At 73.1% G+C, this 16,983-nt stretch carries 17 protein-coding genes and 1 pseudogene; 3 read left to right on the top strand and 15 right to left on the bottom strand.

The genetic code is table 11. From position 1 onward, the window contains the following. Positions 1–4: 4 nt before the first annotated feature. Together ACZ7OH_RS05670 and ACZ7OH_RS05665 are read right to left on the bottom strand one after the other, a co-directional pair. Positions 5–2,554, bottom strand: coding sequence for a glutaminase domain-containing protein (locus tag ACZ7OH_RS05670; protein ID WP_470279773.1), 2,550 nt, complete (start codon positions 2,552–2,554; stop codon positions 5–7). Positions 2,555–2,706: 152 nt separating this feature from the next. Further along, positions 2,707–3,183, bottom strand: coding sequence for an MSMEG_6728 family protein (locus ACZ7OH_RS05665; RefSeq protein ID WP_470280311.1), 477 nt, complete (start codon positions 3,181–3,183; stop codon positions 2,707–2,709). Positions 3,184–3,232: 49 nt separating this feature from the next. Between ACZ7OH_RS05665 and ACZ7OH_RS05660 the strand changes: the two genes are divergently transcribed. After that, positions 3,233–4,828: an amidohydrolase gene (locus tag ACZ7OH_RS05660; protein ID WP_470279772.1), complete on the top strand. Its 1,596-nt coding sequence runs from the start codon at positions 3,233–3,235 to the stop codon at positions 4,826–4,828. On the opposite strand, the gene ACZ7OH_RS05655 is transcribed toward ACZ7OH_RS05660, so the two are convergent. The 3 genes from ACZ7OH_RS05655 to ACZ7OH_RS05645 all read right to left on the bottom strand — a co-directional run bounded on the left by ACZ7OH_RS05655 (position 4,797) and on the right by ACZ7OH_RS05645 (position 6,788). Then, positions 4,797–5,102, bottom strand: a complete 306-nt coding sequence (locus ACZ7OH_RS05655; protein WP_400909343.1) for a DUF1883 domain-containing protein — start codon at positions 5,100–5,102, stop codon at positions 4,797–4,799. The genes ACZ7OH_RS05660 and ACZ7OH_RS05655 overlap by 32 nt on opposite strands. Positions 5,103–5,198: 96 nt before the next feature. Then, positions 5,199–6,080, bottom strand: coding sequence for a hypothetical protein (locus ACZ7OH_RS05650; RefSeq protein WP_470279771.1), 882 nt, complete (start codon positions 6,078–6,080; stop codon positions 5,199–5,201). A 219-nt stretch (positions 6,081–6,299) separates the two neighbouring features. Beyond that, positions 6,300–6,788: a MarR family winged helix-turn-helix transcriptional regulator gene (locus ACZ7OH_RS05645; RefSeq protein ID WP_470279770.1), complete on the bottom strand. Its 489-nt coding sequence runs from the start codon at positions 6,786–6,788 to the stop codon at positions 6,300–6,302. 28 nt (positions 6,789–6,816) lie between these two features. On the opposite strand from ACZ7OH_RS05645, the gene ACZ7OH_RS05640 reads away from it, so the two are divergent. Further along, a complete protein-coding gene (locus ACZ7OH_RS05640; RefSeq protein ID WP_470279769.1) occupies positions 6,817–8,262 on the top strand; it encodes a phenylacetate--CoA ligase family protein in 1,446 nt (481 codons plus the stop codon). A gap of 107 nt (positions 8,263–8,369) precedes the next feature. On the opposite strand, the gene ACZ7OH_RS05635 is transcribed toward ACZ7OH_RS05640, so the two are convergent. The 3 genes from ACZ7OH_RS05635 to ACZ7OH_RS05625 all read right to left on the bottom strand — a co-directional run bounded on the left by ACZ7OH_RS05635 (position 8,370) and on the right by ACZ7OH_RS05625 (position 11,733). After that, the gene (locus ACZ7OH_RS05635) at positions 8,370–8,801 is read right to left on the bottom strand and encodes a hypothetical protein (RefSeq protein ID WP_470279768.1); all 432 of its coding nucleotides are present in this window, start codon (positions 8,799–8,801) and stop codon (positions 8,370–8,372) included. A gap of 9 nt (positions 8,802–8,810) precedes the next feature. After that, positions 8,811–11,294, bottom strand: coding sequence for a tetratricopeptide repeat protein (locus ACZ7OH_RS05630; protein WP_470279767.1), 2,484 nt, complete (start codon positions 11,292–11,294; stop codon positions 8,811–8,813). A 130-nt stretch (positions 11,295–11,424) separates the two neighbouring features. Next, positions 11,425–11,733 (bottom strand): DUF4326 domain-containing protein, encoded by a 309-nt coding sequence (locus tag ACZ7OH_RS05625; RefSeq protein ID WP_470279766.1) that lies wholly within the window; start codon positions 11,731–11,733, stop codon positions 11,425–11,427. Between the two features lie 265 nt (positions 11,734–11,998). Here ACZ7OH_RS05625 and ACZ7OH_RS05620 point away from each other — a divergent pair, with 265 nt between their 5' ends. Next, entirely contained in the window at positions 11,999–12,388 is a 390-nt protein-coding gene (locus ACZ7OH_RS05620) for an STAS domain-containing protein (RefSeq protein WP_470279765.1), read from the top strand. A gap of 4 nt (positions 12,389–12,392) precedes the next feature. On the opposite strand, the gene ACZ7OH_RS05615 is transcribed toward ACZ7OH_RS05620, so the two are convergent. The 7 genes and pseudogenes from ACZ7OH_RS05615 to cutA all read right to left on the bottom strand — a co-directional run bounded on the left by ACZ7OH_RS05615 (position 12,393) and on the right by cutA (position 16,966). Continuing rightward, a complete protein-coding gene (locus ACZ7OH_RS05615) occupies positions 12,393–12,767 on the bottom strand; it encodes a response regulator (protein WP_400909327.1) in 375 nt (124 codons plus the stop codon). Then, the gene (locus tag ACZ7OH_RS05610; protein ID WP_470279764.1) at positions 12,764–14,200 is read right to left on the bottom strand and encodes a PAS domain-containing sensor histidine kinase; all 1,437 of its coding nucleotides are present in this window, start codon (positions 14,198–14,200) and stop codon (positions 12,764–12,766) included. Before ACZ7OH_RS05610 ends, ACZ7OH_RS05615 begins: the two co-directional genes overlap by 4 nt. A gap of 41 nt (positions 14,201–14,241) precedes the next feature. Beyond that, positions 14,242–14,640, bottom strand: a complete 399-nt coding sequence (locus tag ACZ7OH_RS05605) for an ATP-binding protein (protein ID WP_400909323.1) — start codon at positions 14,638–14,640, stop codon at positions 14,242–14,244. Positions 14,641–14,712: 72 nt separating this feature from the next. Continuing rightward, entirely contained in the window at positions 14,713–15,357 is a 645-nt protein-coding gene (locus ACZ7OH_RS05600; RefSeq protein WP_470279763.1) for a response regulator, read from the bottom strand. A 45-nt stretch (positions 15,358–15,402) separates the two neighbouring features. After that, entirely contained in the window at positions 15,403–15,867 is a 465-nt protein-coding gene (locus tag ACZ7OH_RS05595) for a DUF6292 family protein (protein WP_470279762.1), read from the bottom strand. A 65-nt stretch (positions 15,868–15,932) separates the two neighbouring features. After that, a pseudogene (locus ACZ7OH_RS05590) lies at positions 15,933–16,632 on the bottom strand (RraA family protein). A 10-nt stretch (positions 16,633–16,642) separates the two neighbouring features. After that, the gene (cutA, locus tag ACZ7OH_RS05585; protein ID WP_470279761.1) at positions 16,643–16,966 is read right to left on the bottom strand and encodes a divalent-cation tolerance protein CutA; all 324 of its coding nucleotides are present in this window, start codon (positions 16,964–16,966) and stop codon (positions 16,643–16,645) included. Positions 16,967–16,983 lie beyond the last annotated feature (17 nt).

Raw genomic sequence — 16,983 nt, 5'->3', positions numbered from 1 at the left:
CGCGTCAGACGAACCGCCACAGGTGGTCCGGTGTCCCGTTGTCGTCCCACTGGATCACCTGGGCGCCGTCCGCGGTGGACTGCTGGTCGACCGCCATCACCTTGCCGCTGCGGACGTTGACGAGCTTCGACCAGCCGCCGCCCGCGTCGACGATCCGCCAGTTGTGGTCGGGGGTGCCGTTGTCCTGGAACTGCTGGACGTGGGCGCCGTTGTCGAGGCTCTGGTCGTGCACCGCAAGGACCTTGCCGCTGTTGCGGTTGACGATCCGGACGGTCCCGTCACCGTTGTCGACCACCGCCCAGAGGTGGTCGGCCGTGCCGTTGTCCGACCACTGGGTCACTTCGGCGGTGTCGGCCAGCGACATGTTCGATACGGCGAGCACCTTGCCCGACCGCTGGTTCTGCAGCTTCCGCCAGACCGTGGCCGACGGCGTCGGGCGCGTCAGCAGGGCCAGGTAGCCGCCGGCCACCGGGCGGGCCTGGAAGCCGCGCTGGGTGGCGTCGGCCACGACGTACCAGTCGCTGAACGGCACCCGCTGCGGCGTCACGTTCGCGTAGCTGTAGACGCCTTCGACCAGCGAGTTCCGGATGTTCGGCTGGTCGGTGAGCCAGGCCGCGGTCCACAGTTCCCAGTCGGCCTTCGTGTAGTCGTTGCGCGGGTCGAGTACGACGCCGTGGGCGCCGACGTGGCCCTGGTACCAGGCCGCCTCCTGTGCCGCGACGCCGAGCGGGACCAGGTCGAGGCCGAGCACGCGGTCGGCGAAGCCGTTGTACTTCAGGCTCCACGTGCCGGCCTGGTCGTAGGCGAGCTTGAGGTGCTGGTTCGACGAGTCCTGGGCGAGCGTCACCCACTGGCTGATGTAGCTGCGGGACGTCGAGCGGTAGCGCTGGACGTCGGCGGTGTTGCCGGTCGCGGCGGCGATGACGCCCATCGCGCCGACCCCGATGATGCCCTTCAGCGCGAGGTTGGCGCTGTGGGCGATGAAGCCGGTGAAGTCGTCGGTCTGGTTCTGGAAGCCGGGGTCGAGGGTGTTGCCGATCAGGTACTCGGCCCACTGCCGAAGGATCCGGTAGTGGGTGGTCGCGAAGGCGACGCCGTCCGCCGACGGCAGCCGCTGGACCAGCGCGGCCGCCATGATCAGCAGGTTGGCCGACTCCTCGACCGGCATGCTCTCCTCGTTGCCGTCGTTGTGGCCGGTCGCGTCCGGGTAGTGGGTGCCGAGGTCGTGCTCGGCGAACTGCATCGGCCAGCCGCCGCGCTCGGCGTAGTCCAGCAACGGCTCCAGGACCAAGCGCAGGTAGGCCGGGGACAGGTAGAGGTAGGCCGGGAACGCCGGGTAGGTGACGTCCACTGTGGACATGTTGCCGTTGGAGGAGATCTCCTTGAGGAAGCCCCACGGCGCGCCGCCGCGGTCGACGAGTTCGGTGCCACCGAAGGCCTGGCGCAGCGCCAGCGCGCAGATCCCGGCGTAGTGCTCACCGGTGGTGCCGCCACCGGCCGCGGCGACGGCGTCGTCGTGCAGGCGCTGGTCGATCGCCGTCGCGGCGGACAGCGCGGCCGCGTAGTCGTTGCCGAACCAGACGGCCATGTCCGGCCAGCTGCCCCAGTAGTGCGTCCACCAGGGGTTCAGCTGGGTGCCCAGGTAGCGGACGGCGGGCGTGCGGACGTGCCCGATCGACAGCGTGAAGGGGGCCGACGTGCCGCCGGCCGGGATCGTGCCGAGGTCCTTGTTGAAGGCCAGCACCGGCCAGCGGTCGTTGATCGCGCGCGGCTGGGCGGTGTCGCTGGTGTTGGGCAAAGCGCCCTGGCCCGCCGAGGCGGCGCGCACGACGGTGTCCTGCCCGATCTGCCAGCTGGTCCCGGACGTCGGCGCGGCGAGCACGAGCCGGCCCCAGCTCGCCTGGTCGCCGTTCTCCTGCAGGACGCCCGGGCTCGCCGGGGTGCAGCTGAGCAGGGTGTAACCGCCCGACTGCTGCTGGGTCCAGGTGACCGGCGTGGACGTGTCGCCGTGCACCCACTCGGCGGAGGTGTCGAAGTGCAGGTCGACGGCGTGCGCGCGGCCGTCGGCGCTGGTGGCCTGGATGGTCACGTAACCGAAGGGCACGCACTGGCGCTGCAGGTTCGCCGGGTCGACGGGCGAGAAGAACGTGACGGTGAGGTTCACGCCGCCGCCGGTGAGGACGTAGGTCGAGCGCGTGCCCGTGACCTGCAGGCTGACCTGCGTCATCGGCGTGAGCGCCGGCCCGGCGGGCAGGGCGGGCTGACCGGCGAAGACGTACGCGGCGCCGTCGATGCGGGCGAGGCCGCACAGGGCGGTGATGTGCCCGGTCCAGAAGCTCGACCAGGTGCCGGCGAGGTTGTCGGCGGGCTGCCAGGTGGACAGGTAGGGCGAACGGACGAGGAGCGGGGTGGCGGGCGGCCGGATCGGGCTGAAGGTGCCCGCGGCGGCCGCGGTGCCGGGCAGCCACAGCGCGGCGGCGACGGCGGCGGTCGTGCCTCCGGCGAGCCGGAGCAGGTCCCGGCGGGTCAGGTGAGCGCGTTCTCGGGAGGACATCGGTGGCCCCTTCCACGGCGGGCGAGCTCGTGCGGGGATAACTTTTACATCGTTGGTACAACGTTGTAAATCCGCCGTTGGTCGGTGTGGTGATGGGTTGACGGACCACTCGACGCGCAGGTCCGGTGCGGATTCCGGCCGGCGGGCTCCGCTCAGGCGGTGCGCGGCGGCCGGTCCGACGCCGGCCAGACGTACGGCGGGTCGTCCGGCACCCCCGGGAACCGCGCGGCGTAGTGCTCTGGGTCCTTCCGCACCAGTGCGGACCGGTGGCTGCGGTGCAGGGCTTCGTCGCCCAGCCAGGGCGGCAGGTCGCCGGTGGCCGTGAGTTCGGTCTGGGTGCGGACCGCCGTGCGGCCGATCGCGTGCGCGAACTCGTCGGAAAGCTTCACCGCGCACGTGTCCGCCGCGCCCAGCGCGCACCACACCGCGCACACCTCGAGGCCGTAGCGCGTCAGCGCCTCCTCGTACCCCGTCCACATCTTCGCCGCCGGGTGGTGGCGCCAGCCGTAGCCCGGGACCACGAGCGCGCGCAGCACCTGGAGCGTCTCGACGCGCTGCTTGCCCAGCCGGCGGCGGTCGAGCGCGCGGGCGCTGGCGGTGAAGTCGGCACACGGCAGGAACGTCTGCATCCCGGCCGGGTACCCCGCGCCGGCCCGTCGATGCGGGAAGATCGAGGACATGCACGCCGACCTCGTCTTCACCGGTGGCCCCGTGCTCACGGCCGGCGGCCGGGCCGGGTTCGCGGCCGTCCGCGGCGACCGGATCACCGCCGTCGGCGCCGACCCGGCCCCGCACCTCGGCCCGCGCACCGAGGTCGTCGACCTGCGCGGGCGCCTGCTGCTGCCCGGGTTCCAGGACGCGCACATCCACGCCGTCGGCGGCGGGGTCGAGCTCGGCAAGTGCGACCTCACCGGCGCCACCAGCGTTGTGAGCTGCCTCGACGCTGTCGCCGCGTACGCGCGGGCGAACCCACCGCTCGAGTGGCTCACCGGCAGCGGCTGGTCCCTGGACACCTTCGCGGGCGGCCTCCCCCACCGCCGGCTGCTCGACGCCGTCGTCGCGGACCGGCCGGTCGTCCTGGTCAACCGCGACCACCACGGCGCCTGGCTGAACAGCGCCGCGCTCGCCCGCGCCGGCATCACCGCGGACACCCCGGACCCGCCGGACGGCCGCGTCGAGCAGGACGCCGACGGCCCCACCGGCGTCCTGCAGGAGGGCGCGATGGACCTGGTCACCCGGCTGCTGCCGCCGGTCACGGAGGTCGACGAGCTCGCCGGGCTGCTGCGGGCGCAGCGGCTGCTGCACTCGCTCGGCGTCACCGCGTGGCAGGACGCGCTGCTCGGCGAGTACGGCGGCATGCCGGACCCGTCGCGGGCGTACGCGACCGCGTCGGAACGCGGGCTGCTGACCGCCCGCGTCACCGGCGCGCTCTGGTGGGACCGCGCCCGCGGCGCGGAACAGCTCCCGGAGCTCCTCGAGCGCCGGGAGTCGTTGCGCCGCAGCGGGTTCCGCGCCGAGACAGTCAAGATCATGCTGGACGGCGTCGCCGAGAACCACACCGCGGCCATGCTCGGCCCGTACCTGGGCACCGGACACCGTGGACTGAGCTTCGTCGACGCGGTGGCGTTGCGCGAGTACGTGACGCTCCTGGACGCGCACGGCTTCCAGGTGCACTTCCACGCGCTCGGCGACCGCGCGGTGCGCGACGCGCTCGACGCCGTCGAAGCCGCCCGCGCGGCGAACGGCACCGGCCGGCGCCACCACCTCGCGCACCTGCAGGTGGTGCACCCCGACGACGTCCCGCGGTTCGGGCGGCTCGGCGCGACGGCGACGATCCAGCCGCTGTGGGCCGTGCACGAACCTCAGATGGACGAGCTGACCATCCCCTTCCTCGGCGCCGAACGGGCGGCGTGGCAGTACCCGTTCGGCGCCCTACTGCAGGCCGGGGCCACCCTGGCCGCCGGCAGCGACTGGCCGGTGAGCAGCCCCGACCCGCTGCAGGGCATCCACGTCGCGGTCAACCGGGTCCCGTACGGCGAGGACGTCCCCGCGTTCCTGCCGGACCAGCGGATCGGCCTGGCCGCGGCGATCACCGCGTACACAGCTGGTTCGGCCTACGTCAACCACCTCGACGACACAGGCGTGATCCGGCCCGGCCACCGCGCCGACCTGGTGGTGCTCGACCGCGACCCCTTCGCGGGCCCCGACCGGGAGATCGGGGCCGCGAAGGTCGCGATGACGTTCACCGGGGGCCGGTGCGTCCACGAGCCATGACGGCGGGCTCCGGTTCGACGCTCACCCGGGGCCGCAGCGGCAGGTTCTCCAGGCCTTCGACGTCGAGCACGAGGAACCAGTGCGCGTTGGCCGGGATGTGGATCTTGAACATCGGTGCGGTGGCCACCCCGCCATGCATCCGGTAGTACTGCCGGCGCCGGTAGGCCTGGAAGTTGACCTTCGTCAGGAGCCTGACGTTGGCCATCGCGTCCAGCCGGATGGTGACCACCGAGTCTCTTCGCACTTTCCCGAGATCGAACACATTCGCTTCCATTTTCGCCCCTTTTCACGCATGGGTGGTGGTGGTGACTGGTCGCGGGCAGCGCGGAACACGCCGCGCACCGCGACGGCGAGGTTGATCGGGGCGTGATCAGCCGGGGCCGGTACCGGGCTTGCAGGGCCGCCAGAGCGGCACGAAGTGCCCGTGCGACCGCGTGAACGCCGGGGTCGCCCGGGGTCCGAGGTCGGGGGTCAGGAAGGCGGGCGGGATGGTGGGAGCCGACCCGCAGGCGGCGTCGGCGGGAACCGCCGGGGTCCTCGGCGCCGGGGAGGGGCCGGGCGTGGGCGCCGCGATGTGTTTTGTGGCCTGGGCTTTCGCGGCGAGACCCGCGTCGGTGCGGGTGCAGGGCTGGGCATGGGCGGCCGGTGTCGCGGTGGTCTGCGGTTCGGTCGGTGGCAGCTCGGGTTTTGCCGCCGGTGGCTGGGTTTTCGCCTGGAGAGCCGGGGTCTCGAGCAGCAGTTTGGTGGCCCGGGTCTTGGCAGGTGGCTTGGCGGCTGGGTCACCGACGGGGGTGACGACGGTTCCGCTGACCGGTTCGATCGGGCGCACAACGGGCTCGACGGCTTGCCCGACCGGGTCGAGCACGGGTCCCGCAGCGCGAATGACCCGATCGCCGGGCGCGAGGATCGGCTCGACCACGGGCGCCACGGCACGCACGACCTGGGAGACGGGTTCGAGGACCGGCTCGAGTGAACGCACCACCGGCGCGGCGCGGCGCACCAGTTGCGAAACCGGCTGGGTCACGGGCGCGACAACCTGCGACGCCGGCTTGGCCACAGCTTCCGTTACCGGCGCGACCGCGTGCGAAACCGGATCAGCCACCGGACCGCCGCCACCGGACGGCGGCTCCCCCAGCACTCCAGCCACCACCGCGCCGAGCGGATCCGCGTCCCGGCCCGCAGCCTCGGCGTGCCCTGACAACAACCAAGACACCAGCCACAACCCGGCCGCCGCTGCGACGACCACCAGCACGCGTCGGGCAGTGGTTCTCACGCCACCCTTGTCGCGAGCCCTGGTCACGGTCGGCGAACCTCCAAGTGCGGAAAGCAGGTCTGGGACTTACCCCTCAACGCCCCTTCCCACACCCGGGCAACGCGCCCTCTTCGGCGACCACTCGACCGGCCTATCCGCAAGCCCGAACACCTCCGCCACTTGGCCGTCACCAGTACCCCGGTAGCAGGCCGCGCGGAATCAGCCTTCCTGAGAACGCCGCTGGGACGACAGGGCACCCAGCGCGAGCACCCCGTGCCGGAGCCCCTCGCGGAACGTCGCGCGCTGGGCCGGGCTCAGCTCCGCCAGCAACGCGCCCTCCACCTCCGCCACCGCCGGGGCGCAGCCGGCCAGCAGGGCGAGGCCCGCGTCCGTCAAGCCGGCCAGCAGGACGCGGCGGTTGTCCGGCTTGGGCGTCCGCGCGATCAGGCCGCGCTTCTCCAGGGCCAGCACCATCTCGTGCATCGTCTGCGGGCGCAGGAACGACCGCCGGGCCAGCTGCGCCGACGACAGCGGGCCGCTGGCCTCCAGCACCGTCAGCGCCGTGTACTGCAACGTCGTGAGCCCGACCGGCCGGAGCGCGTCGTCCAGCAGGGCCCTGATCGCCAGCTCGAGCCGTTTGACCAGGTAGAGGGTCAACGGCGAGCCGGCGGGCTCCTGCTCCGCGGACGTGCTCACGCCGCACATCATGACACGTGCCCGCCGCTATGCTCCGATCATGGACCTCGGCCGGCAGACCCGCGTGCGGCAGGCGTTCGACACCTTCTTCGGGCCGCCCGAGCCACCGGCCGCCGACCACGTCCTCGGCCTCTTCCGCCGGACCGCGGAAACCGTGCCCGCGTACCGGAAGTTCCTCCGTGAGCACGGCGTCGCGCCCGGGAACATCCGGACGATGGCCGACTTCCGGACGCTGCCGCTGCTCGACAAGGACGGCTACCACCGGAAGTACCCGCTGCCCGAGCTGTGCCGCGGCGGCACGTTCGACGGGCTCGACATGATCGCCGTCTCCTCCGGCTCCAGTGGCCACCCGACGATCTGGCCGCGTGCCCTCGAAGACGAGCTGCACGTCGCCCGCCGGTTCGAAACGGTCCTGGTGGACGCCTTCGAAGCCGACCGGCGCCGCACCCTCGCCGTCGTCTGCTTCCCGCTCGGCACGTGGGTCGGCGGCCTCTTCACCACGGCGTGCGTGCGCCATCTCGCGACCAAGGGCTGTCCGATCACCGTCGTGGCGCCGGGCAACAACAAGGCCGAGATCCTGCGCGTGCTCCCCGAACTGGCGCCGCACTTCGAGCAGGTCGTGCTGCTGGGCTACCCGCCGTTCGTCAAGGACGTCGTCGACACCGGCGTCGCCGAGGGTGTCGACTGGCCCGCGTACGCGATCAAGCTGGTGCTGGCCGGCGAGGTTTTCAGCGAGCAGTGGCGCGAGCTGGTGGCCCGGCGGGCCGGCGTGGCCGACCCGGTGCGGGACGTCGCCTCGCTGTACGGGACGGCCGACGCCGGGGTCCTCGGCACCGAAACGCCGCTGTCGGCAAGCATCCGCCGCTTCTTCGCCGACCGCCCCGAGCCGGCGCGCGAAGTCTTCGGCGACGCCCGGCTCCCGACGCTGGTGCAGTACGACCCGGCGAGCCGCTTCTTCGAGGTGCACGAGGGCACGCTCGTCTTCACCGGCGACGGCGGGATCCCGTTGATCCGCTACCACATCGCCGACGACGGCGGGGTCCTGCCGCACGCCGAGCTGCTGGACTTCTGCGCCCGCCACGGCTTCACGCCGCCGCCCGGGCCGCAGCTGCCGTTCGTGTACGTGTTCGGCCGGTCGCTGTTCACGGTGTCGTTCTTCGGCGCGAACGTCTACCCGGAGAACGTGACGGTCGGCTTGGAGCGGCCGGGCATCAGCGACACGGTCACGGGCAAGTTCGTCATCGAGTCGGTCGAGGACGAGGACCGCGACCGCCGCCTGCGGATCACGGTCGAGACGGCCCCGGGCGCGACGGCCGACGCCGCGGCGATCGCCGACGCGGTGCGCGACGAGCTGCGCCGGCTCAACAGCGAGTTCGCGCACTACGTCCCGGCCGAGCGCCAGCGGCCGGACGTCGTGCTGCGCCCGGCGGGCGACCCGGAGTACTTCCCGGTCGGGGTCAAGCACCGCTACACGCGGCGCTCATGAGGCGATTTGGCGGGTACGCTCGGTCCTGGCTGCAATCCCGGTGCCGCAAAGACGGGCGATCGGGTGCCGGACACCGGGAGTTTCCGTCACTCGCGCCCGTCCCAGGATCAACGCTGATCGAGTTCTGAAGCAGCAGCCTCGGACGCCCGGATGACCCGCGCGGTCGGGTCCGGCGCGCAGGGGTCGCGCACCCGATCGGTGATCAGGAAGCCCGGCAGCTCCAGCCCGTCGTCTTCGGTGAGCCGGAAGGTCCCGCCCACCGCGGCGGGGTCCCAGCCCAGGGTCAGCGCGTGCTCGACGAGGCGCCGGACGCCGGCCGGCGCCGGGTAGGAGCCGTCCGTCGCGGCCGGGGTCCAGCCCACGCTCGTGGCCTTCGAAAGCAAGTCGGCCTCCAGGGCGCGGCCGTTCTTCCCAGCACCCCACACGCGCACCCTGATGCAGCGGTGGACATCGACGCCGTCGCCCGCGACCTGGCCGATCGTGGCCAGCCACGTGTAAGTCCGCTCCCCGACGCGGAGTGTCCGCAACCTCGCCCGCACCGGGCCACCCTACGGCCGGGCGAGCTTGCGGAACCGCTCGCGCCGCTCGTCGGCCGAGGAGCCGTCCGCGATGTCGTCGTCGAACCACGCGCTCAGCGCCGTCCACAGGTCGGCGCACGCCGCGAAGCCCGTCACCGGGGACGGCTCGGCCAGTTCCGCGATGTCCGCGGCCAGCTGGTCGAGCCGCTGGTCGCACAACCGGACGTACTCGCGCACGACGATGTTCGCGTCCAGCCCCGTCTTCCCGCGCGGGCCGGCCGCGCCGCGCAGCTGAGCGTGCAGCCGTTCTTCGCTGTACAGCGGGAACCCCTCGATCGCGCCCGGGTAGCCCGAGTCGGCCGACCACGCGCGGAACGCGCGGATCGCCTGGTAGCGCGTGTACCAGTCCTGCTTGCCGGTCGCGAGCTCGGCCAGCTTCCGCCACGCGTCGCGGTCGGCCGAGCGCCAGCGGTCGAGCGTCCGGTCGTCCGGTCCGGCTTCGGCGGCCCGGGCGCGCCAGAAGTGCGCGCGGCAGGCGGCGATCTCGCCGACGAGGCGCCGGACGTAGCTGACCTGTTCCCAGACGTGCGCGCGCTGCGGTCGCAGCGGCGCCGCGCGGTCCGGGGAGAACGTCACCATCTCGAACACCCGGAACAGCTCGTGCCCGCGCAGCGCGACGAGGTCGGGGTCCTCCCCCATCACCCACGACCGGCGCTCCGGCAGCCGGCCGCTGTGGCTGATCGTCGCGGCGTGGTAGAGCTCGCGGACGGCGCGGCGGGCCACTTCGTCCCGCGCTTCGCCGACCAGACGCGGGTTGCGCGCGCGGTCGCGGAGGTCGCGCTCACCCCGCGGGCCCACTTCGAGCATCGCCACGGCGTACACGCTCGCCGCGTTGTAGCACTCTTCCCACGACTTGCGCGGGCCCGCGGCTTCGACGGTGTCGTCGAGGGCTTGGGGATCCGGCGGCCAGCGCCGGTCCGGGCAGACGTCGGCCAGGCGCACGCGGCTGGCCGGGTAGGCCGGCTGGGGCACCGGAACCGCGCCGGTCACCGGCTCGACGTCGGCCATCGCGCGCCGCACCACCGCCCAGACCAGGGACAGGTCCAGCGCGCGGTTCGTCAGCTGGTGCCAGCTGCTGCGCCAGCGCCTGCCGAACCGGCGGTAGTCCGCGATGAGCCGTTCGATCTCGTACTGCGACAGCGCGCCGAGGTACGAGCGCATCTCGGCGGCGCGCTGGTTGTACTCCGTCAGCCGCTCGGGCGTGGCCTCGTGGACGACGATCTCCTCGACCGGCACCTTCAGCACGCGACGGTGCAGTTCGAGGCGTTTCTCCGGCGGGATCGCGTACGGCCGCACCCGCACGTCGAGCTCGACGTACCGGCGGAAGCGCAGCTCCAGCGCCGTCCGCAGCTCGGCCCGGCGCAACGCCCGCGCGTCGTCGGGCGCGCCCGCCGTCGTGCGCCGCACCCACCACGAGCCCGCCACCGAGTCGCCGTGGCCGAGGACGAGCGCGTGCCGGTAGCGGGCGATCAGCAGCGCGACGCCGCGGCCGCGGCCCGCGTGCCGCGGCTGGCGCGCGAAGTCCGGGCCGATCCACCAGCGGGCCAGCGCCGGGTGGCCCCGGCTGCACACGGTGATCACGTCGTCGTAGGTCGCGAGCGCGTCCAGGTGCAGGTCGAGCTGCTCCTGCAGGGCGGCGATCTCGAGTCTGATGTAGACGTTCGACGGGTCGAGGCTCACCGCGCGGTAGTACTCGGCGAGGGCTTCGTCGTAGCGGCGGTGGGTGATGAAGTGGTTGGCGCGCTGGTAGGCGTCGAACAGCTCGTACGGGATCTTCGCGCCCCGCCAGGCGGCCCAGTGGATGTTCGTGCGGACGTAGGCGCTGCGCGGGATGACGAGCGCGGCGACCGCGTTGGCCGCGCGGTGCAGCACGCGCGGCCAGTTCTCGTCCTCGATCACCAGCGGGCTCGCGGCGAACCGCGGGACGCGGACGAGCTCGAGGATGAGCTGGTAGCGGCCGGTGCTGTTGCCGGGCCGGACCGTCCCGGTGACGGTGAACGCGGCGGGCGGCTGCGCAAGCCGGACCAGCTTGGTGGCGGCCTTCCACCAGCCTTCCGCGGCGTCGCCGGCGTGCTCGACGATCTGGATGAAGTCGTAGGAGCTCCCCACCCCGGGTACCGGCGTCGGCGTGTAGAGCCGCGAGTCGTTGAGGATCCGCTTGAACGCGGCGGTCAGCTCGACCGCGGAGTCGATCTCGCGGTCGTGGCTGCCTTCGGGGCGTTCGTCGGCGAAGAGCCGGATGTCGATCTGGTTCGCGCGGAAGGCGGCGGCTTCGAGGCGGGCCCGGCCGATGAAGTAGAGCGTCAGCACCGCGGAGACGGCCACGACGGACGTCTGCAGCACGGTCCAGGTGATGACGCTCGCGACCTTCGGGTCCCGCACGAACGTCCAGCTCTGGAAGAACGGCAGGTACGGCACCACGGCGAACCCGGTGGCGACGAGCCCCGCCGCCACCGCCGCGACCCACCACCGGATCCGGTGAGCCGCCGGAAGTTCCGCTTGATCGAAGCCTCCGAGTCGTCGCGCGGACACCGTCGATCACCCCCTCGTGTCGCCAGGTTACTCGCGGAGGGGGTGGGGTTCGTTACGGCCCGTGATCCGCGATCTCGGCGATCACCTGGGCGTGACAGAGCTCGGGGACGCACCAGCACCCCAGCCGCTTTCCGCGCAGGTCCGGCAGGAGCGCGAGCAGATCCGGCCGCGCCAGCAGGTGCTCGCGGTACTTGGCGAGGACCTCCTCGCGGGTGCCGTCCGGGCCGGGCCGGAAGGGGCTGGCGAGCTGCGACCCGGCGAGGTGCCAGCCGCCCCGGTGCATCGGCCGCCCGACGTAGACGACGTCGGCGTACTCCGGGTCGTCGCGGTGGCCCTTGAGGTTGACGACGGTGGTGGGCATGCGCGCTCCTTCCTCGGTGGCCAGCCTGGCGGGCCCGGCCCGGGGGCGCCAGCCGGCCGGTGGCGTCGCCGCGTGGGTCGCCGTCCGGCCGGCGGAGTGCGCCGAGGTGGTCCATCTAGTGCATGTGCACTATGCTGAGGGCTCACGGTTGAGCCGTCAGCCGCTGCCGGACGTTCCGCGCCCGGGCCGGCAGGCTGCCTCGATCGGCGCCCATCCGCCCTCACGTCCGGTCCGCCCCCGCTGCCTGACGAAAGGGTGTGCCGCGATGGTTCCCGAACCTCGCTCGGCCGACCACGAGCTCACTTCCCCCGGCTGGGTCGACGCCGGCCGTATGACCCTGCGCGTTTCGCGCCCCGCCCCGCGCACCGTCCTCGTCCGGGTGAGCGGCGAGGTCGACCTGAACACCGCCCGCCGGCTCGACGAGCTGCTGCGGACCCGCATCCGCAGCCAGGTCGAGGAGGTCGTCGTCGACCTCTCCGGCGTCACGTTCATCTCCGTCGCCGGGCTGAACTCGCTGCTGCGCGCCCAGCTCCTCGCCGACGCCGCCGGCGCGCGCCTCACGGTGGAGCCCGGGGATTCGCGGGCGGTGCGGCGGCTGTTCACGGTGCTGCCGATGGACTTCTACGGGGTGATGAGCCCCCGGCCGGTCGGCTGACCGCTCACGACGCCCGCCCCAGCCGCCGGACGGCCTCGACGATCTTCACGTTCGGCACGCCCTTCACCAGGTACTCGGTGACGCCCGCCGCGGCCAGGCCGGCCATCGAGGCCCGGTCGGCGTAGGCGGAGAAGGCGAGGATGGCCGTGTCCGGGCTGCACCGGGCGATCTCGCGCGCCGCCCGGGCCCCGCCACCGCCCGGCATCCGGACGTCGAGGACCGCCACCGCGGGCCGGTGGTGCTCGGCCAGCCGGATCGCCTCGTCGGCGTCTTCGGCGACCGCGACCACCGCGATGTCGGCCTCGGCGTCGAGCACCTCCTTGAGGACGGCGCGGATCATCTCGTCGTCGTCGGAGATCAGCACCCGCACCTCGGTCACGGTTCCAGTCCCGCCACGTCGGGCAGCATCGGCAGCCAGAACTCGACGACCGTGCCGCGGCCGGGCGTGCTCGTCACCGACAGCCAGCCGTGCGCCGCTTCGGCCCGTTCGTACATCTCGACCATCCCGAAGTGGCCCGCGGCGGCGTCCTCGCCGGTCATGCCGACGCCGTCGTCGGTGATCCGCACGGACGTTCCGTTGTCCACTGTGGACAGGTGGAGGTCGACGCGGGTGGCGCGGGCGTGCTTGTGGATGTTGCTCAGTGCTTCCTGGCAGATCCGGTACACGGTGATCGCGGCTTCCGGCGACGGCTCGGCGGTGAGCTCGTCGCGCACCGAGTGCCCCAGCCCCCAGCGGCCCGCGACGTCATCGACGTAGCCGGACACCGCCTCCACCAGGCCGTGCCGGTCGAGCTCCGGCGGCCGCAGCCGGGACACCAGGCCCCGCAGCCGGCCGATGGCGGCCTGCACGGACTCGTCCAGGCCCGTGACGGCGCTCGCGTGCGGCTCCGGCAGCCGGGAGGCGAGCAGCTGCAGGCGCATCCCGACGGCGACCATGGACTGGATCGACTCGTCGTGGACGTCCCAGGCGATCCGGCGCCGCTCGACCTCCTGGGCGTCGACGAGGTGGCCGACGAGCCGGCGGCGTTCGCGCAGGGCCTGCTCGGCGTTGCGGCGCTCCGTCATGTCACGCGTGACCTTCCCGAACCCCGCCAGCCGGTGCTGCTCGTCGAACAACGCCGTGATCACCACATTCGCCCAAAACCGAGTGCCGTCCTTGCGGACGCGCCACCCCTCGTCCTCCAGCCGCCCCTCCCGCTCCGCGACCTCCAGCTCCCACGCCGGCTTCCCCGCCGCCACGTCCTCCGGCGGGTAGAACACCGAAAAGTGCTGCCCGACGATCTCCTCCGCGGACCAGCCCTTGATCCGCTCGGCCCCGGCGTTCCAGCTCGAGATGTGCCCGCCCGGGTCCAGCATGAAGATCCCGTAGTCGAGCACGTTCTGCACCAGGAGCCGGAACCGCTCCTCGCTCTGGCGCAGGGCCTCCTCGGCGGTCCGGCGCTCGGTAACGTCGCGGGTGACCTTCCCGAACCCCGCCAGCCGGTGCTGCTCGTCGAACAACGCCGTGATCACCACATTCGCCCAAAACCGAGTGCCGTCCTTGCGGATCCGCCACCCCTCGTCCTCCAGCCGCCCCTCCCGCTCCGCGACCTCCAGCTCCCACGCCGGCTTCCCCGCCGCCACGTCGTCCGCCGGGTAGAACACCGAAAAGTGCTGCCCGATGATCTCCTCCGCGGGCCAGCCCTTGATCCGCTCCGCGCCCGCGTTCCAGCTCGCGATGCGGCCGTCGGAATCGAGCAGGAAGATCGCGTAGTCCTGGACGCTGCGCACCAGCAGCCGGAACCGGTCCTCGCCGCGCCCGTCGTCGTCCATGGGGCAACTCTGCCGGATGGGCGCCCGGCCGGCACGGCGCGTCAGCCGGCGAGTTCGGCCGACGGCGCGGACAGCGCACACCAGACCACCTTCCCCAGCCCTTGGCGTGCGGTCCCCCAGGCCAGCGAGAGCCGCTCGACGAGGGCGAGGCCCCAGCCGCCGTCGGCACCGGGCGAGCGCCGCACGGGCGGCGCCGGGTCGTCGTCGTACACCTCGATGCGCACGTGCCCGGCCCCGACGCTCAGCCGGAGGACCGGGCGGCCGGCGCCGTGCTGGAGGGCGTTGGTGGCGAGCTCGGTGAGCAGGAGCAGCGCGTCGTCCACGACGGAGTCGCAGGCCCAGGCCGTCAGCGTGAGGCGCGCGAACCGGCGCACGACGGCCAGGCCGCCCGCCGGATCGGTCAGGGCGCACTCGGCGGTGAGCGGTGCCGGGATGTCCACGGCGTCCAGCGTGCCGGGCGGCCCGCTGGGGCACGAGATGCAAACCCCGGCCGCGTCACTGGTGCAGGTGCATCAGCCGATCAGGCCCTCGCGGCGGGCCACGGCGACGGCTTCGAGCTTCGAGCGCGCGCCGAGCTTCTCCAGCACGCGCTGGACGTGGTTGCGCGTGGTGTTGCGGGAGACGCCGAGCCGCTCGCCGATCTTCTCGGTGGTGGCGCCTTCGGCGAGCAGGTCGAGGGTTTCGCGTTCGCGCGCGGTCAGGTCCGCGCCGCGGGCGGGAGCCCGGCCGGTGAGCCGGTCGAAGATCTCGGGCAGCAGCTCGGGGTCGAAGACCATGCCGCCGGCGGCCACGTCGCGCACCGCGGATTCCAGCAAGCCGAGCTGCGACGACTTGAGCAGGAGCCCGGCGCCGCCCGCCTTCGCCACCTGCACGGCGACCGACGGCGTCGCGTCGCCGGTCAAGACCAGGACTCGCGCGCCGGTCTCCCCCAGCTCCCCGATGACGCCCAGGGCGTCACCGTCGGAGAGGCGCCGGTCGAGCAGGACGACGTCCGGCCGGTGTTCCCGCGCGTCGGGGACGGCTTCGGCCCGGGAGCGGGCGCGGCCGACCACCGTGATCCCGTCGGCGCGGTCGAGCGCCAGCTGCAGTGCCTCGGCCACCATGTCGTGGTCTTCCACGAGGAGGACGCGGACGGGACTCGGTTCGGCGCTGGTCACGGGGTTCCCTCGGTGGACGGGACACGGGCGGACCCATCCTAGGCGTCACCAGCCCGGCGAGCTCGGCCGCAGCAGTCCCTCGGGGCCGGTTACCGGCAGCCAGTCGACGAGGTCCTCGTGGCGCCCGGCCGTCCGGAACACCGGCGGGCGGCACGAGCCGGCGGGCAGGCCGGCCGACCACAGCAGGTCGAGGAACCGCGCGACCGCGCGCGGCGACGGCAGGACCTCGGGCCCGGCGAGGTAGGCGAGCACCTCCGGTGCGCCGCCGCCCGCGGGCTCGACGGCGACCGACCAGCCGTGCACCTCGTCCCAGATCAGCGCCAGGTCGTGCCCCGGCTGGTCCGGCAGCGCGCGGTCGAGCGCCACGTAGCCGGAGGTCGGGACGTCGAGGTCGAGCGAACACGACTCGAACCCGACACCGACGGCGCGGGCGACCCGGGCGAGGTAGGCCCGCAGGCCGCGGACGAAGTGGTATTCGATGTCCCTGCCGAAGTCGATGAGGGTGTCCATGGTTTCGCCTCCCGCGCCGCCGCTGCGCGCGGATACCCCGGTCGGGCGAACATCACACTTCCGGATTACTCCTCGACCGCGCCGCCGACGGCCCGCAGGTGGGCGCGGAAGGTCAGGGCCGGATCCGCTTCGCGCGCCGCGAGGAAATCGGCGAAGCGGAGCTGCTGCCGCAGCGGCTCGCCGGCCCGGATCCGCTCGGCCTGGCGGCGTTCGGTGTCGCGGATGCCTTCGGCGAGGGTGAACAGCTCGGGCGCGCGGTCCAGCGGGAGGAAGACGACGCCGTCGTCGTCGCCGGCCACCAGGTCCCGCGGCCCGATGCGCCAGGACCCGACGACCGCCTCGTCGAGGCCGCCGTCGACGCGCGGGCCGAGGCTGAGCGGGCCGGTGGGGACCGAGCCGAGGCTGAACACCGGCAGCCCGATCGCGCGGACGTCGGCGGTGTCGCGGTGCAGGCCCCAGATCACGACCCCGGCCAGCCCGGCGGCGCGCGCCTCCAGGACCATCAGGTCGCCGACGCAGCTTTCGTCGAGGCGGCCGCCGTTGTCGACCACCAGGACGTCACCGGGGGTCGCGTGCTCGAGGGCCTCCAGGAAGACGTCGACGCTGCCGACGTGCCGGGCCGGGAGCGCGGGGCCGAGCAGGCGGGTGCCGGGCACGACCGCGCGTCGGCGCCGGGGCGCAGCGCACGGCGAGGCCGGCGCGGATGCAGGCGTCCGCGAGGTGGGCGGTGGTGAGGGTCTCGAAACGCTGGCGAAGGTCTTCCATACTCCCGAATCTAGCCAGCGGTTTCGGTGGTGAGCCAGGACAGGTAGGCGGCGCTGCCACCGACGATCGGCGTCGCGATCACCTCCGGCAGGTCGTAGCCGTGCAGCTGCCCGATGCGCTCGGTCAGCGCGGGCACCCGGCCGGCCGTCGTCTTGATCTCGACGCGCCACTCGCGGTCGGTCCGCACCTCGCCGTCCCAGCGGTAGACGCTGGTCACGGGCCCGACGACCTGCGCGCAGGCGCCCAGCCGTTCTTCGATCGCCTTCGCGGCCAGCTCGCGGGCCGCGGTCTCGGAGTCTGTCGTGGACGTCACGATCACGTGCTCTGCCGCCATGTCCGCGAGGCTACCGG

Source organism: Amycolatopsis sp. NPDC114478 (genome assembly GCF_055633805.1).
This window is presented reverse-complemented; position numbering and strand designations above follow the sequence as displayed.

Bases quoted from the DNA above. Each gene is read 5' to 3' on its own strand.
- cutA (WP_470279761.1), bottom strand. From the start codon at position 16,966: ATGGCGGCAGAGCACGTGATCGTGACGTCCACGACAGACTCCGAGACC.
- ACZ7OH_RS05670 (WP_470279773.1), bottom strand. From the start codon at position 2,554: ATGTCCTCCCGAGAACGCGCTCACCTGACCCGCCGGGACCTGCTCCGG.
- ACZ7OH_RS05610 (WP_470279764.1), bottom strand. From the start codon at position 14,200: ATGGACGACGACGGGCGCGGCGAGGACCGGTTCCGGCTGCTGGTGCGC.
- ACZ7OH_RS05660 (WP_470279772.1), top strand. From the start codon at position 3,233: ATGCACGCCGACCTCGTCTTCACCGGTGGCCCCGTGCTCACGGCCGGC.
- ACZ7OH_RS05640 (WP_470279769.1), top strand. From the start codon at position 6,817: ATGGACCTCGGCCGGCAGACCCGCGTGCGGCAGGCGTTCGACACCTTC.
- ACZ7OH_RS05620 (WP_470279765.1), top strand. From the start codon at position 11,999: ATGGTTCCCGAACCTCGCTCGGCCGACCACGAGCTCACTTCCCCCGGC.
- ACZ7OH_RS05655 (WP_400909343.1), bottom strand. From the start codon at position 5,102: ATGGAAGCGAATGTGTTCGATCTCGGGAAAGTGCGAAGAGACTCGGTG.
- ACZ7OH_RS05625 (WP_470279766.1), bottom strand. From the start codon at position 11,733: ATGCCCACCACCGTCGTCAACCTCAAGGGCCACCGCGACGACCCGGAG.
- ACZ7OH_RS05645 (WP_470279770.1), bottom strand. From the start codon at position 6,788: ATGATGTGCGGCGTGAGCACGTCCGCGGAGCAGGAGCCCGCCGGCTCG.
- ACZ7OH_RS05665 (WP_470280311.1), bottom strand. From the start codon at position 3,183: ATGCAGACGTTCCTGCCGTGTGCCGACTTCACCGCCAGCGCCCGCGCG.
- ACZ7OH_RS05595 (WP_470279762.1), bottom strand. From the start codon at position 15,867: ATGGACACCCTCATCGACTTCGGCAGGGACATCGAATACCACTTCGTC.